This is a genomic window from Arthrobacter sp. 8AJ (assembly GCF_902506025.1).
In the GTDB taxonomy this organism is placed as follows: Bacteria; Actinomycetota; Actinomycetes; order Actinomycetales; family Micrococcaceae; genus Arthrobacter.
This window is the reverse complement of record NZ_LR733289.1, coordinates 3,210,244-3,225,361: the sequence shown is the minus strand read 5'-3', so window position 1 is coordinate 3,225,361 and position 15,118 is coordinate 3,210,244. Positions and strand designations below refer to the sequence as shown.

At 66.0% G+C, this 15,118-nt stretch carries 14 protein-coding genes and 1 pseudogene; 6 read left to right on the top strand and 9 right to left on the bottom strand.

The annotated features are described in order from the left end of the window. The first annotated feature begins 140 nt into the window (after positions 1–140). Entirely contained in the window at positions 141–875 is a 735-nt protein-coding gene (locus BACI349Y_RS14950; protein WP_236560851.1) for a PKD domain-containing protein, read from the top strand. 117 nt (positions 876–992) lie between these two features. Next, the gene (locus BACI349Y_RS14945) at positions 993–2,063 is read left to right on the top strand and encodes an alkene reductase (RefSeq protein WP_159632789.1); all 1,071 of its coding nucleotides are present in this window, start codon (positions 993–995) and stop codon (positions 2,061–2,063) included. A 234-nt stretch (positions 2,064–2,297) separates the two neighbouring features. Here BACI349Y_RS14945 and BACI349Y_RS14940 read toward each other — a convergent pair whose 3' ends face one another. Next, entirely contained in the window at positions 2,298–2,615 is a 318-nt protein-coding gene (locus BACI349Y_RS14940; protein WP_141157959.1) for a hypothetical protein, read from the bottom strand. Between the two features lie 139 nt (positions 2,616–2,754). Between BACI349Y_RS14940 and BACI349Y_RS14935 the strand changes: the two genes are divergently transcribed. Next, on the top strand, positions 2,755–5,178 hold the full coding sequence (locus BACI349Y_RS14935) for a Tex family protein (RefSeq protein WP_442858427.1): 2,424 nt from the start codon (positions 2,755–2,757) through the stop codon (positions 5,176–5,178). 32 nt (positions 5,179–5,210) lie between these two features. Here BACI349Y_RS14935 and BACI349Y_RS14930 read toward each other — a convergent pair whose 3' ends face one another. The 7 genes and pseudogenes from BACI349Y_RS14930 to BACI349Y_RS14905 all read right to left on the bottom strand — a co-directional run bounded on the left by BACI349Y_RS14930 (position 5,211) and on the right by BACI349Y_RS14905 (position 10,956). After that, entirely contained in the window at positions 5,211–6,020 is an 810-nt protein-coding gene (locus BACI349Y_RS14930) for a YqjF family protein (RefSeq protein WP_159632787.1), read from the bottom strand. Positions 6,021–6,081: 61 nt separating this feature from the next. Beyond that, the gene (locus BACI349Y_RS14925) at positions 6,082–6,861 is read right to left on the bottom strand and encodes an isocitrate lyase/PEP mutase family protein (protein WP_159632786.1); all 780 of its coding nucleotides are present in this window, start codon (positions 6,859–6,861) and stop codon (positions 6,082–6,084) included. After that, positions 6,858–7,127: an HNH endonuclease gene (locus BACI349Y_RS20340; RefSeq protein ID WP_236561053.1), complete on the bottom strand. Its 270-nt coding sequence runs from the start codon at positions 7,125–7,127 to the stop codon at positions 6,858–6,860. The genes BACI349Y_RS14925 and BACI349Y_RS20340 overlap by 4 nt, the downstream gene beginning before the upstream one ends. A 67-nt stretch (positions 7,128–7,194) precedes the next feature. Further along, positions 7,195–8,268, bottom strand: a pseudogene (locus BACI349Y_RS20335) (DUF222 domain-containing protein); the annotation flags it as partial. A gap of 444 nt (positions 8,269–8,712) precedes the next feature. Then, the gene (locus BACI349Y_RS14915) at positions 8,713–9,108 is read right to left on the bottom strand and encodes a DUF1622 domain-containing protein (protein ID WP_159632785.1); all 396 of its coding nucleotides are present in this window, start codon (positions 9,106–9,108) and stop codon (positions 8,713–8,715) included. A gap of 69 nt (positions 9,109–9,177) precedes the next feature. Beyond that, positions 9,178–10,038: an SDR family oxidoreductase gene (locus BACI349Y_RS14910; protein WP_159632784.1), complete on the bottom strand. Its 861-nt coding sequence runs from the start codon at positions 10,036–10,038 to the stop codon at positions 9,178–9,180. Between the two features lie 3 nt (positions 10,039–10,041). Then, a complete protein-coding gene (locus BACI349Y_RS14905) occupies positions 10,042–10,956 on the bottom strand; it encodes an MSMEG_6728 family protein (protein ID WP_159632783.1) in 915 nt (304 codons plus the stop codon). 156 nt (positions 10,957–11,112) lie between these two features. Here BACI349Y_RS14905 and BACI349Y_RS14900 point away from each other — a divergent pair, with 156 nt between their 5' ends. Continuing rightward, positions 11,113–11,700 carry a hypothetical protein gene (locus tag BACI349Y_RS14900; protein ID WP_159632782.1) on the top strand — a complete coding sequence of 196 codons (588 nt, stop codon included), beginning with the start codon at positions 11,113–11,115 and terminating at the stop codon, positions 11,698–11,700. Positions 11,701–11,883: 183 nt separating this feature from the next. On the opposite strand, the gene BACI349Y_RS14895 is transcribed toward BACI349Y_RS14900, so the two are convergent. Beyond that, on the bottom strand, positions 11,884–12,525 hold the full coding sequence (locus BACI349Y_RS14895; RefSeq protein ID WP_159632781.1) for a LysM peptidoglycan-binding domain-containing protein: 642 nt from the start codon (positions 12,523–12,525) through the stop codon (positions 11,884–11,886). 311 nt (positions 12,526–12,836) lie between these two features. On the opposite strand from BACI349Y_RS14895, the gene BACI349Y_RS14890 reads away from it, so the two are divergent. Together BACI349Y_RS14890 and BACI349Y_RS14885 are read left to right on the top strand one after the other, a co-directional pair. Beyond that, on the top strand, positions 12,837–13,898 hold the full coding sequence (locus BACI349Y_RS14890) for an adenosine deaminase (protein WP_374114989.1): 1,062 nt from the start codon (positions 12,837–12,839) through the stop codon (positions 13,896–13,898). Positions 13,899–14,160: 262 nt separating this feature from the next. Then, on the top strand, positions 14,161–15,096 hold the full coding sequence (locus tag BACI349Y_RS14885; protein WP_159632780.1) for a pullulanase X25 domain-containing protein: 936 nt from the start codon (positions 14,161–14,163) through the stop codon (positions 15,094–15,096). The last annotated feature ends 22 nt before the right edge of the window (positions 15,097–15,118 follow it).

The window sequence follows — 15,118 nt, the reverse complement described above, 5'->3', positions numbered from 1 at the left end:
GTCGCGAAAACGATGGTTCATCCCCGCCGAAAATGGGAAGCGCACCACCGAAGGGTCATTGGAATTCCGGAGGAGCGGACGTCTCTGGATGGCAATTAGATCTTGGGACAGGCGACTTTTCGAGGCCTGAACCCGGCACCGTGAGTACCGACCCCAACGAATACAAGTACGAACTTCAGTGTCATCTTGGCGGAGGCGACTTCGATACGCCCTGCCTCGCCCGTCAGCTCGACTGCAAAGACCGTGAGGACGGCGCCAAGGGCATTCCGGTCATGTGGCTGTCGCGGCCCCGGGGTGTGCCGGGGGCTGTTTGGGCGCATCACTCGGGCCCCACCTGCCTTTACGATCCGAAGCCCGAGGACCTCCTGCCCAGGATCGCCGCGGATATCCAGCGGCAGTTCCAGAACCTCCCTGTCAGTGCCGGGGCGGTCGTGGCCCAGCCCAGCCCCAACACCCTCCGGGGCGCTGAGACGAATTTCTACGCGGAAGCGGCTGAACAGCAGTTCGACATCACCATGTTCGGCCAGAAAGTCCACGTGGTGGCCACTCCGGTGCAGTACACGTGGAACTACGGAGATGGCACAGTCTTCGGCCCGCAGCCTTCCATGGGCGGCCCGTTGCCGCAGGACCGGTGGGGCGAAAAGACCCGCACCAGCCACGCGTATGCCTCCACAGGCGATTTCCAGGTTGTCCTGACCACCTCGTTCCAGGGTACGTACTCGGTGAACGCCGGGCCGCCGCTGCCGATCCCCGGTCAAGGCCAGTTCAACGCACCACCGCAAACCATCAGTGTGTGGCGTTCGCTCACCCGCAACTACGCCGACGACTGCAACGCCAATCCGCAGGGCCAGGGCTGCCCCGGTGTCGGAGGATAGCGCGGGGACCGAGGGAAAGCCTGTGATCCCCGTCGCACTGGCGGAAGTCCGGAATAGTTGCACGCGCCCCACAGTTGGCAAAGACAGTACGTCTTAAGCCTTCGAAAGGAACTGCGCATGCTGTTTTCCCCACTCACCCTCGGCGAACTTGAACTTCCCAACCGCCTGGTGATGGCACCCCTCACCCGCCTCCGCGCAGGTGAGAAAGGCATCCCCGGACCGCTCCTGGCCGAGCACTACCGCCAGCGCGCCTCCCTGGGCCTGATCGTCAGCGAGGGCACGTACCCCACCCCGGCCGGCCAGGCCTACCCGGGCCAGCCCGGTATCGTCACCGAAGAACAGGTTGCCGGGTGGAAGACGGTTACCGAAGCCGTCCACGCCGAAGGCGGACGCATGTTCGCACAGATCATGCATGGCGGCCGCGTTTCCCACTCCGACATCACCGGTGGGCTGCCTATCGTCGCTCCCAGCGCCGTAGCCATCGACGGCGTGGTCCGGACACCGGCCGGCAAGCAGCCGTACCCCGTGCCGCACGCCCTCACCACGGACGAACTCCCCATGGTCATCCAGGAATTCGTCAACGCTTCGCTGAACGCCATCGAGGCAGGGTTCGACGGCGTGGAACTGCACGCGGCCAACGGCTACCTCCTGCACGAGTTCCTGGCGCCGAACTCCAACGTCCGGACGGACAGCTACGGCGGTTCACCGGAAAACCGCGCCCGCTTCGTCATCGAAACCATCAACGCCGTGGTGGCAGCCCTTGGCGCGAACCGCGTGGGTGTGCGCATTTCCCCCGAGCACAACGTGCAGGGCATCGCCGAGATGGACGCAGCGGACGTTCGTGCCACCTACGAGGTCCTCGTGGACAGCATCGCACCGCTCAACCTGGCATACCTGAGCATCCTGCACCACGAGCCCACCGGCGAACTTGTCCAGGACCTTCGTGCACGCTTCGGCGGAACCTTCCTGGTGAACACCGGCTTCGGCGTGATCACCACGCGCGAAGAAGCCGTGAACCTGGTGGCGGAAGGCCACGCAGACGCCGTTGTGGTGGGACGCCCCGCCATCGCCAACCCGGACCTTGCCCGGCGCTGGAAGGAAAGCCTCCCGCTCAACGAGCCCGACGCCTCCACGTTCTACGCGGAGGGCGCCACCGGTTACACGGATTACCCGCTGTACCAGGGCTAAACGGCGGCCCACCGGCCAACCCGGATGAAACAACGACGGCGGCACCCATCATGGGTGCCGCCGTCGTTGGCTGTCAGGGGTGCTGGTCCCCGACAGCGGCGCCGGAGGCCATCCGACGACCCCCGGCTGAAGACTTGTGTGGCCCGCCGGACTCCACTGGAAGCCGGCGGTGATCAGATGCTACTCCATCGAATGGACTCTTACCAGAGCCAGTTTTGCCACCTGGGAAGTTAGCTACAGAACGGCCTCGCGGCCTGTGCCTTCCTTCATCAGCAGGCGCCCATCCTCGATCGAAACCAGCACGCTCTTGGGTTTTCCGCTGACCTTGGTAATGGCTTTCAACCCCCGATTCGTGACCTCAACTCCCACCTGTGCGCCCTTTGCCGGCAACTCCACAGACACCTCGGATGCGATGCCGAGCAGCGGATTGGTCGAGATCCCCAGGTCCCGCCGCACCTCCTTGCCGTTGACTGTCACGGTGACGTTAGCCTCATCGAATCCCTCCTGAAACACCACAAGCAGTTCCCGCATGATGGCCTCTTCCTCGAGCATGGGCGCCAGTAACGGCATGTCCACTACAGCACTTTGCCGGGCCCAGCGGAATACCCTCCCGTCCCCTGCTGAATCCCCATCCGCACGGCGTCCGGTGGAGCCCTGCAGCGCGGTAAGGCAAGATGTTCTGGTGACTCAACTGCCTGCACCTTCCGCTGCCTCCGCCCCCTCCCGCGCATCGGAGGACGATGCGATCTTCGCCCAGATCGCTGCCGAATTGGGGGTCACGGCCTGGCAGGTAAAGGCCGCGGTTGGATTGCTCGACGGCGGGGCAACGGTTCCGTTCATCGCCCGGTACCGCAAGGAAGCCACCGGCACGCTGGACGACACCCAGCTCCGTGACCTCGACGAACGCCTGCGCTACCTCCGCGAACTGGCAGACCGCCGTCGCGCAGTCCTCGAAGCGGTCGAGGCGCAGGGCCAGTTGACGCCTGAACTGCGCAAGGCGATCCTGGCCGCGGACACCAAATCGCGGCTCGAAGACATCTACCTCCCGTTCAAGTCCAAGCGCCGGACCAAGGCCCAGATTGCCCGGGAGGCCGGGCTGGAGCCGCTCGCCGATGCGCTGCTGAAGCGGCCGGACCTGGACCCCGAACACGAGGCGGGGAAGTACCTCAACAGTGACCACGCCATCGGTGACCCCGCCGCCGCGCTCGCCGGTGCCCGGGCCATCCTTGTGGAGCGCGTGGCCCAGGACCCTGACCTCGCCGCAACCCTCCGGGACAGGATGTGGACGCAGGGCCGGATGGTCTCCCGCGTCAAAAAGGGCAAGGAAGCCGAAGGCCAGAAGTTCGCCGATTACTTCGAGTTCGCGCAGGCACCGGACCGGATGCCGTCCCACCGTGTGCTCGCGCTGTTCCGCGGGGAGAAGGACGGCGTCCTTGAGCTGGACCTCGCCGAAGCCGACCCATCGGACGACGACGCCCTGACCGCCGCCCGCGCCCGCTACGAGTCCGCAGTTGCCAGGTTCCTCGGGGTCGCCGACCGTGGCCGTCCCGCCGACGCATGGCTGATGCAGACAGCCCAGGTGGCCTGGCGTTCACGCGTGCTGGCCCGCCTCACGTCCGACCTTCGCACCAGGTTGTTCGCCGCAGCGGAGGACGAAGCGGTCCGGGTGTTCGCCGCCAACCTCAGGGACGTCCTGCTTGCCGCCCCCGCCGGAAACCGTGCCACGCTGGGCCTCGACCCGGGACTGCGGACCGGGGTGAAAGTCGCCGTAGTGGACGGCACCGGGAAGGTGGTGGCCACCGAGACCGTTTACCCGCACGCCCCGGCGCGGAAATGGGACGAAGCGCTGGCCACCTTGGTGCGTTTGGCGCGGCAGCACGCCGTCGAACTTGTGGCCATCGGCAACGGGACCGCCTCACGCGAAACGGACAAACTCGCTGCCGAACTGATCAAGCTGCTTCCCGAGGTGGACCGGAAACCCCAGAAAATCGTGGTGTCCGAGGCCGGCGCGTCAGTCTATTCCGCCTCCGCGCTCGCCGCCGCTGAACTGCCGGGAATGGACGTTTCGCTTCGCGGCGCCGTGTCCATTGCCCGCCGCCTGCAGGATCCCCTCGCCGAACTCGTCAAGATCGATCCCAAGTCCATCGGCGTAGGCCAATACCAGCATGATGTGACTGCCTCGAAACTGGACCGGAGCCTGGACGCGGTGGTGGAGGACTGCGTGAACGCAGTCGGTGTTGACGTCAACACTGCCTCGCCTGCGCTGCTGAGCCGGGTTGCCGGCGTTGGGCCCCTGTTGAGCGAAAACATCGTGGCGTACCGGAACGAGCACGGACCCTTCAACAAGCGGACCGACCTCAAGAAAGTGCCGCGGTTGGGCGCCAAGGCGTTCGAGCAGTGCGCAGGATTCCTCAGGATCACCGGCGGGGCCGAGCCGCTGGACGCATCAAGCGTGCACCCGGAGTCCTACGCCGTGGCAAGGAAGATCCTCGTGGCCGCCGGTTCCGCCCCGGCTTCCTCCCTGGACCCGCAGAAGTTCGTCGACGGCACGTTCGGCCTGCCCACCGTCAAGGACATCCTCGCTGAACTGGACAAACCCGGGCGTGACCCCAGGCCCGCCTTTGCCGCCGCCACGTTCTCGGAAGGCGTCGAGAAGATCTCGGATCTGGTGCCGGGCATGATCCTCGAAGGAACGGTAACCAACGTCGCGGCCTTTGGGGCGTTCGTGGATGTTGGAGTCCACCAGGACGGCCTGGTCCACGTTTCCGCCCTGTCTAACCGCTTTGTGTCCGATCCGCGCGAGGTGGTGAAGTCCGGCCAGGTGGTCCGGGTGAAGGTACTTGAGGCTGACCCGGAACGGAAGCGGATTTCGCTCACGTTGAGGCTCGACGACGAACCCGCCGGCGGCGGCGCAAGTTCAGGCCGGCGCGATTCAGGGTCCGGCCGGCGCGATTCCGGGAGCCGAAAGACCGAGCGTGCCGGGCGTCCGGACCGCCAACAGCAGGCGAAGCAGGGATCGGGCACGTCCGGTGGGAGTGTCAGGTCCAGCCCCGCACCCCAACCTGTCAACACGGCCATGGCCGAGGCACTTCGGAAGGCCGGCCTGGGCAAGTAGTTTCCACCGGGTCTTTGGCGGTACCGAGGTCTTTAGCCGGCATGCTCCAGTGTGCGCGGCCTGCCGAACCTTGTCCGGACTCCCGGGGAGTAAAGGACGGACTCTGGCGGACCGCTGACACTGATCCCGGCGGCTCTTACCAGCCCATCACTGAGCTGGTGGACCTCAGCGCCGAAGAGCGGCCACTCGTGGTGCGTGTTTGGAACGTAGATGGTTCTGCCGTAGAAGCGGCCATGCATGCCGTATCTGGCGGTCAGGAAGATGGATAAAGGGTCGGCTGCCGCGGCGTGCAGCTTGGGGATGACCCCAAAGGTGCTGCGGGCGGCAGTGGCGCCCAGCCGGCGTACGGAGTAACCAACGGCAGATCCATTCTGGCCGCCGGGTATTCCGGCCGTGCCGGTGGCGTGCTGCCGTCCACCGCCGTACCCCGGAAAGAGTGACCATTGCCGGATGCGCGACCACACGTAGGGAATCCCGGCAGCGCGGGTCGCCAGGACAACGGGCAGCCGGTCTGCGTCCAGGCTCAGGAACACCACTCCGCGGGTGCCGTCCGGCTCGCGGGAGTAAAGCCGGACGTTCACCTCGTTGAAGCTCCCCAGATACGGGATGCCGGGGCCTCGCCCAAGCGCTGCCTGCTCCATGCGAAAGCCGATCAGGCCAACCCATGAACTGCCGTCGAACACATCGGGTTGAACCCCGTCCGGCATGAACGCCGCGGCAGTGGCCTCCGGAATGCGCCAGTGAAGGAAGACGGCATCAAGCCACCGCTGGTCGGAAAATACCGGCCTTGGAAGTGCCGGCGGCCGCGGCCACACTCCCGCGGCATATAGGTTTCCGGTCAAGGTCCTCCCACTCCTTCGCTCGGTTTGGGTGACGAAGCTCCTGGCTTCCGCCCCGCAGCTCTCAGTTCAGCGGGCGTGTGTCTTCGGGAAGCTGGCCACCGGCGAGAAGCTTCGCAGCGGTGTCAGCCAGGGCAGTCAGCGCCACCCTCTGGGTCCAGGGACCATACGAAATACGGGCCACGCCCAGTTCCTGCAGCGTCGCCGGCGGCAGGGACCCGGGCACATTGATGACCGAGACCTTGTTCCAGCCGATGCCTTCCACCAGGGCAGTAACCGTGGGCTCGTCCAAAAGGCCGGGGACGAAGACCGTGGTGGCGCCGACGTCCAGGAAGGCCTTGCCGCGCGCGATGGCATCCGCAAGAACGTCTTCGGGGTCCCGGTCCTTGCCCTTGAGGAAGGCGTCGGTCCGCGCGTTCAGGACGAAGTCGATTCCCTCTGCAGCGCCGGCATGCACAACGGCTGCCATCTGGTTCACCGCGTCCTCGAGCGGGCGCATCTGGTCCTCGATATTGGCACCAACGATTCCGACTCCGATGGCCTTGCGGGTTGTCTCCCCAGGGTTCCCGTAGCCGGACTCAAGGTCAGCGCTGACCGGCAGGTGGGTAGCAGCCGCGATGCGGCCCACAAAGCTGACCATCTCGTCGACGGGAATGTTCTCGCCGTCCTCGTAGCCCAGCGTCGCGGCGATCGAGTGACTTGCCGTTGCCAGGGCAGTGGTGCCCGGGATGTCCGTGATCACTTTGGCCGTGATGGCATCCCAGACGTTGACCACCTGCAGGATCTCAGGGGCCTGGTGGAGGTGGAGAAGTTCGGAGGCTTTTGCGCTGCTGTTTTCGGTCATGGGTGAAGCCTAACGGACTGTCTTTGGACACTCTTCGCGTGGTGGGTGGGGTGGCGGGGTGGTTTGAAGTAGTGGTTTTGTTGGGGTGTTTGGGCTGGAGTGCCGGGGGTGGTGGTGATGGTCCATTGTTCTTTGTGGACGAGGTGGTGGTGGTGGCTGCAGAGCAGGACGCCGTTGTTGGTGGTGGTGGGCCCGCCGTGGGACCAGTAGGTGATGTGGTGGGCTTCGCACCAGGGTGCGGGGATGGTGCAGTTTGGGGAAGGCACAGCCTTGGTCGCGGGCGGTGAGGGCGGTGCGTTGGGCGGGGGTGAAGAGGCGGGTTTTGCGGCCGAGGTCGAGGATTTCGCCGGTGGTGCCCAGGAGGGCGGGGATGATGTCGGCGTCGCAGGCGATTTTGCGGAGCGTGGCGGCGGGGACGGGTCCGGTGAAGGCGAAGGTCCCGGTCCCTGTTTCCACGCTGTGGTCTTTTCCTGCCGAGGTGGCGGGCGTGACGGGGTTGGTGGGGAAGAGGTCTTCGTAGTTGATGGTGGCAATGATGTGGGGTCGATTGCCGCCGGTTATGGGCAGGGTGTTGGTGGCGAGCGCGGTTTTGGCGGCGGTGATGAGGCCGTCGAGTTGTTTCTGGGCGCGGGTGCGCCGGTCCAGGTCGGGAAGCGGGGTGTGCTCGGATATGCCCTGTTCTGCGGTGTGGTTCGCCGCCGGGGTCTCGGAACTGCCTGGACGGCCTGGATTGCCTGAACTGCCTCGGCTGGCTGGACTCGTTGCTGTGCCGGTGGTGGTGCGGGGGTTGGTGGCGGTGTTCATGACGGTGAGGAGGTGTTCGTATTGGTCGGTGGTGGCGAAAATCTCGAGGTGGTGGAGGCCGTGGCGGGGCTTGCGGATGAAGGCGCCCTGGGTGTGGCGGAGGGCTTCTTCGGTGGGTTCGCTCCCGTCGGCGTCGATGGTGTCGGTCCAGCGTTGGGCGAGGCGGGTCAGGAAGTCAGGGTCGGTGGTGGTGGCTGTTGTGGTGAGGTGGTGTTCGATCGCGTCCAGGGTCTCGGCGGTGGTGTGGTGCTGGAGCCGGTCGAGGGTTGCCGTGATGATGGCCGCAGCATGCGAGGACACGGCAGGTCCGTACCCCGGGGACGTGATCCCGGTGTCGGAGTCGGTGTCGGTGGCCCCTGTGGTGGTGGGGGTGATTGCGGCGGCGAGATGGGGCCGGGCTGGTGGGAGTGGTTCGCCGGTAAGGCTGGTGGCTGGGAGGACGTGGTGGGCGAGGGCGAGGCGGCGGCGGGCTTCCCTGATGGGGATGTGCAGGCGCAGGCGGAGGAACTCTGCGGTGTTCCGGCACCCGTCGTCGGCCGGTGACACCACCGGGTGGCCGGGACCGGCGGGCGGATTGGGCCAGTTGGCGTCGGTCTCAACCATGGCGGCGGACCGGGCGGCACGGGTCGTGGCTGCGGCGTCGGTGGTGGCCTGGGTGCGGGTCCGGTCCACCGCCCCGGCGCCCAGGAGCTGCAGGTACTCCACGCTCCGGGCGAGGTCCTCCGCGCGGGCGGCGAACTCGGCGGCCTCGAGATAGGAGGCAGACGCCAGAACATCCGGGGCGGCCACGGCAATGGCCGCGATCCGGACCGCCATCCCAGCCAGGAGGTCCTGGTGGGCAGGGCCTGTGGCCCGGTGCTGTGAAGCCTCCCCTGGGACCGCATGAAGGTGGGCCGGGCGCGGCAGCCAGCTGCCGGCGTCGTACGCTTTCCCGCCGTACGCCGCACCTAGATGCTCCCCAATGGCCTCCATAACCACACTCTGCCAGCCACCCCTGACAATGAAGAGACCCAAAGACCCCTATGTGGAAAACGTGGGCGGCGGACCTCAGCTCGCGGCGGCGGTTGACCCGGCACGGGCCGCTGAGGGTTCCTTCTGCCACGGCCAGCGCCCGGTGATTTCCAGCTCCAGGGAAAAGCTGAGGAACGTCCTGATCAGCACGATGATGGCCAGCACCCCGACGCTGGCGAACGTAGGCGTGACGGCAACGGTGCGGATGATGTCGGCAGCGACGAGCAGTTCCAGCCCCAGCAGAATGGATCTGCCCAGCAACTGCCGGTAGGAGCGGTAGAAACTCAGCTTTTCAGCACCTGGCGGAAGAAGCCGGGGCTGATGGCCACGGATCGCCAGCGGGAGGGAGACCACCGCGCCGATCACCATCACAGCAACTCCGGCGAAGTCGACCAGCTGCCCAACCGTCTCAATAATCTGCCGGAATTCCATGCCCTGCCTCAACTCAGGCCAAGGCCCGCTGGGCGGGCCGTGGCAGTGGTCAGGGGACGGCGGACGCACTCACGGATGGCGGACGCCGTTCCCCGCTATAACGTCCTTGTACCCTTCCCGGAATGTCGGAAACGTGAAGGAAAATCCCGCGCTGCGGAGGAGACCGTTACTGCAGCGCTTGTTTCCCCCGCGGGCAGGTCCTGCGTCACCCACCTTGGGCTCAGGGAAACCAAGTTCAGCTGCCAGGAATCGCAACACCGCGCCGAGGTCGGCCGGCTCATTGTCCACGCCGATGTATACGGGGCCCGGTACAGCTGCCATCCCGGCAAGGTGCACGATGGCAGCCGCGGCGTCATCGCGATGGATCCGGTTGGTGTAGCGCACGTCTTCAGGGATCACGGCAGAGCCCGTCTTCACCTGGTCAATCAGGCGCGTCCGGCCCGGCCCGTAGATGCCTCCCAGCCTGAGTGAGACGCCGGCCGTGCGGGTCCCCGAGAGCCTGGCCTGCAGGAGCCCCTCGGCTTCCAACAACACCCGGCCGGAAAACCCGCCCGGCTCCGCGGTGGTGGCCTCATCCACCCAGCCCCCACCCGCGTCCCCGTATACGGCAGTGGAGGACACAAAGATGATCCGCTCCGGCGACACCTGGTCACGCTCCAGGGTATCAAGGACATTTTCCACCCCGCGTACATACGCAGCGCGGTATGCCTCCTCGGTAGGAGAGTCAGCAGCAACAGCGATGACGACGGCGGTGGTGTCCGCGGGGACGGGCGGCAGGTCTTTCGATCCCAAGTCAGCCGCGGCACCTTCGATGGCCGCCGGCAGCTTGGCGGGGGAGCGGCGCCAGCCCACAACCCGGTGGCCCAGGGCAGCAAACCGCAGGCCCGCCTCGGTGCCCAGGTCCCCACACCCCGCCAACAGAACCGTCATGGCCTACGGTGCCTCTACCGGGAAGAACACGCGGGGATCCTGCAGCAGGGCAGGGTACGCGAATGCCGAGCGGTCAATGATCTCCGTGACTTCGAAATTCCTGCCGAAACGGCCGTCATCGAGAGTAAGGGGGCGCCCAACCACCTGTCCGACGGCGAACCTGGCCCCGTTCTCGAACGGAACAGCAACCGGCGTTTTTCCCGGAAGGGTCCGGAAGGCCTCCTCCTGCGCCAGCCGCTTACGGGTGGGCTTCTTCATCTGCGGCCTGGGCGCCGCCTTCTTGGGGGCCCGGGAAGGCCGACGGGAGCCATCCTCCACGTAGACGGGAGAGTAGCCGTCGTCCCCGGCCGCCGCGGCGGCAGCAGCATTCCGGTTCACGGGCGGAAGCGCCACGGTGGTAAGGGGCTGGGGGTCGACGTCGTCGTGCGGCTCCCGCAGGATCCACAGAATGTCCCCTTCCGGCTCCTGCGGCAGGAACTCGTGCCGCGGCTCCGGCCAGACGTAGTCCATATCCGGGACCGCGTCCGGGAAAACGCGGGTATAGAACTTGGGCTCCTTGTGCACCAGCTTGGAACGGTGGCTCAAGTGGAAGTCGGGGTCCCCGAGCCACGGCGGCATCACGATTTTGGCGGCGTAGTCAGGGTGGGCTGCCTGCGGCGCGAACTCCGCGATGTTCGCGCGGGTGTTGTCCGGGTGGCCGCGCTCGATCCATTCGTCCGCCATGGCCAGGCCATACATGGTGAGGGCGGGAACGTGGCCCATCCACATCCGGATAGCGGGATGGGTCTGCCAGCCGTACTCCGGAATCACCAGGGCGCGAAGGGTTTGCAGCGCTTCAACCCGCTGCTTGCCCAGCCGTGCGGTGTCCAGGGCTTTGGCGCTTTCGCGGAAGTCAGGGTACGGGAGGAAGGTTTGCATCTATTCAGTCTGACGGCATGCGCCGGATGTTCCAATTACAGTGCGCAGGACCACTTGAGGCAGTGCGACCTGTCCAAATAATGGACGCCTGCATACGGCTTTCAGGTTAAACCACTAAGATCACCGCAACCACCCCCGCGTTTTGGAAGCTCTCTCATGACATCTACACCTGACAAAGCCGTCGACCACGCCCGCACCGCGCTGCCCCGCTACGGGCAGATGCTGGGCCCGGAAGCCCAGGGAATCCTGGTTCTGGACGAGTTCATTATCGATCCCGCCGCCGCGCGCAAGGATCAGCACCGGTTCCGCGATGGCATGGCTGCCGTCGCCAGGACCGTCCGCCGCATCGCCGCCCTCCGGGTGGTCATCGCGCTCGTGGCCATTGGAAACCTGCCCCTGTTCCTGCTCTCAAGCGGCTGGTGGATCTACGGCGTATCGCTGACCCTCGTGGTTGCAGTGCACACCGCCGTGACACTGCTCAACCGGCACGAGCCGCGGCTCAAGCAACGCTCCGCGCTGGAACTGCACATGCACCGGGAACGCAGCGCCAACTACCGGCAGTTGCGCGACGCGGTGAAGTACATGATCGACACCCCCAGCCGGATGAACGAGCACCTCTACCTGGAGCTGCTGGCCGTCAAGCGGGTTGCCCTGAATCTGGCACATGGCACCGTCGCTCTGCTGGACACCAGCGACGAGTCCGCCTGGAAGGTGCGGATCGTCCGCGAGCTCCCCGCCAGCTGACCGTCCGGTCCCTGCCGCCCAGGGCGGCAGGGGCTGACTGATTAAAGTACGACGCCGGCACATCCCTTATGGGGGTGTGCCGGCGTCGTTCTTTGGTCAACGGAATTTGTCTATCGCCGACCTGTCTATGGCGCCTGTGAAAGGGCGCGGCGGCCGCAGCCGCTGGTGGAACGTCCCCAGATATTAGGCGGGGAGCTGGATGACCTGTCCCTCGAACACGAGGTTCGGATCCGAAATGGTGTCCAGGTTTGCGTCGGCAAGGTGCTGCCAGCCGCCCTGGATGCCGAGCTTCTGGGCCACGATGCTCAAGGTGTCCCCGGCCTGCAGGGTGTAGGTCTCGCCGCTGAGGGGAACCGAGGTTGCATGCCGCGGCGCAGGTGCCTGCTTGACCGGAGCGCTTTGGACCGGAGCGCTCTGAACCTTGGTGCTCTGCACGGGGGCACTCTGAACGGGGGCACTCTGGACCGGTGCTCCGCCGCCGCCGCTCAGTCCGAGCTGCGACGAGCAGGACGGCCAGGCGCCCCAGCCCTGGGATGCCTGGACCCGCTCGGCGACAGCGATCTGCTGTTCACGGCTGGCGTTCTCCGGGGAACCGGTTCCGCCATAGGCTGACCAAGTGCTGGAGGTGAACTGCAGGCCGCCGGAGAAGCCGTTGCCCGTGTTGGTGGACCAGTTCCCGCCGCTCTCGCACTGGGCGAGTGCATCCCAGGTGGACGTGGGGGTCGCTGCGTTGGCCGCCGTGGCTGAGAGGGCCAAACCTGCCGCGGAGACGGCGGCCAGGGTGACTCCGCGGCGTGCGGCAGTACGGAATTTGGTGTTTTTCATGATGGTGATGCTCCTGAAGGCCACCAGCGCTGGTTCCGTCCCCGGAGATCGTCGCGCCACTGCCCGCCCCTGACGAATAGAGGTCACTATCGGTGGCTGCCGCTGGGCAGTTCTGGTGAAGGCAGCACCGGGCAATCAAGAAGCCCGCCGAACGGGCATGCATTTCACGCTAAGACATCGTTTGGGTGTTATCAAATCGAGATTCCAGCGGGCGTGTTGAGTGTGGGCCATGGCACGCGCCACGTGTGGGACCCATCCGCTTCCAGAGGCCCGGGCAGGCGCGAAACCGGGCGGGGCACTATCCTGACCGGATGGACAACTTTCCCGGCGGCAGCACCATGCCCGAAACCGAAACGGACTTCGCGGAACCTGCGGTCCCTGCCAAGCCCCTCCCGGTGGCCGAACTGCACCTGCACATTGAGGGCACGCTGCAGCCCGAGCTCATCTTCGCCCTGGCCGAACGCAACGGCATTGCGCTGCCGTACTCCGGCCTGGACGAACTGCGCGAAAAGTACGAGTTCACAGACCTGCAGTCCTTCCTGGACCTCTACTACGCCAACATGGCCGTCCTGCGGACCGAGCAGGACTTCGCGGACATGACCCGGGCATACCTGGAGCGGGCTGCTGCCGCCGGCGTCCGGCACGCGGAAATCATGATGGACCCGCAGGCGCACGTATCCCGCGGGATTCCCCTGGAGGCCTGCGTCCAAGGTGTCGCCTCTGTCCTTGCCACGTCGGAGGAGGACTACGGCATCTCCACCATGCTGATCGCTGCATTCCTGCGTGACCTCCCGGAGGACTCCGCCCTCGAAGTCCTGGATCAACTGCTGGCCATGAATGCTCCGATCGGTGCGATCGGCCTGGACTCGGCCGAAGTGGGCAACCCGCCTTCCAAGTTCGAGCGGCTGTACGGCAAGGCCCGTGAAGCTGGGTTGCGGCTGACGGCCCACGCAGGGGAGGAGGGCCCGGCGTCGTACATTATCGAAGCCCTGGACGTCCTGGGCGTGGAACGGATTGACCACGGCATCCGCTGCATGGACGATCCCGACCTGGTGGAGCGCCTCGTGGACGCACGCATTCCCCTGACGGTCTGCCCCCTGTCCAACGTCCGGCTCCGCGCCGTGGACACCCTCGCCGATCATCCCTTGCCCGCCATGCTGGCAGCCGGCCTGAATGTCTCGGTCAATTCCGACGACCCTGCGTACTTCGGCGGGTACGTGGATGACAACTTTGCGCAGCTCACCGCGGTGTTCGACCTCTCCGATTTCGACAAGGCACGCCTGGCCGCGAACTCCATCCACTCCTCCTTCGCGTCGGAGGAGCGGAAGACGGAACTGCTGGCGGAATTGAACGGCAGGGAAGTGTCCGACTGACCCCCGCTGTGTCGGGCGCAACAGCGGTGCTTTTCGCCCGGTAAACTAGGTGCCGCAGGCGTGTCCGGGGAGTGCAGGGCGGCACCCATGCCAGCGCTTCCAGGGTTATGCAGACAGCCCTTACCCGAGACCTCCGCCTCACTTGCGGCACCATCCGCTTCACAGTCGGTCACGACACGCAGAGTTAACCAATTAAAGTCGCGCGATTTAATGGGCAGTTGGCAAGATGCCTAAGACCGATCGCTTTTATATAAGGGGAATCATGGCCAAGTCCACCGCAGAAAACACCTACCTTCGACTCAAGACCGTCCTGGATGTCCTGACCGAAGGCGTGTGGTCCGGCGATGCACTGAATGCGGGCCAGGTCCTGGCGGAGGCAACCGCCCGCGTGCCCTTCAACGACCATGAGGCCGAACTCCTCAGCGGCGGCATCCCGCGCGGCCACAAGACCCTCACCTCGGCCACCGCCAAGCTGGTGAAGGCCGGCTGGCTGATCAAGGGCCGCACCGGCTGGACCATCACCGAGGACGGCATGCGCGCCACGGTCGCCTTCCCCGACGCTGACTCCTTCGCGGCCGCGCTCGACGCCGGTACTCCCGTCCCTGCCGACACCCCGGTCCCCAGCGCTCCCGCAGGCTTTGTCCGCCCGGTCTCTGCCGCCGCGGCCACACTTGAGGTTCCGGCCAAGACGGAAGCTCCGAAGAAGACCGCCAAGAAGGCCCCGGCCAAGAAGGCAGCCTCCGTTGTGGGCAAGGCAGCCAAGGCGATCGAAGACGCCGTCGAGCCCGTGGTGGCAGCCGTCCGCAAGGGCAAGACGCCCGCGAAGGACAAGGCCGCTGCTGCACCTGCTGCCGATGTTGCTGCCGAACCGCTGGAGGGTCCGGACGTCGAAACCCTGCCGCAGCCCGAAGCCGTGGCCCTGGCCGGCGACTTCAACACCATCCTGGGTGCACCCGAGAACTGGGCGCCGCAGTATGACGAAGCACAGATGGAGTTCGACTTCCTGGACCAGCTGTGGAAGAAGAGCGCCGAGCTTCCCGCCGGCTTCTACACGTTCAAGATCGCCCTCAACCGCTCGTGGACTGAGAACTACGGCGCGTTCGGCACCTTCGATGGCCCCAACCACGAGCTGCACCACGCCGGCGGCACCGTGACCATCCGTTACAACCACGCCACCCGCGACATCACCATCAACTAGCCCTTACGCAGCCCCCATCGGG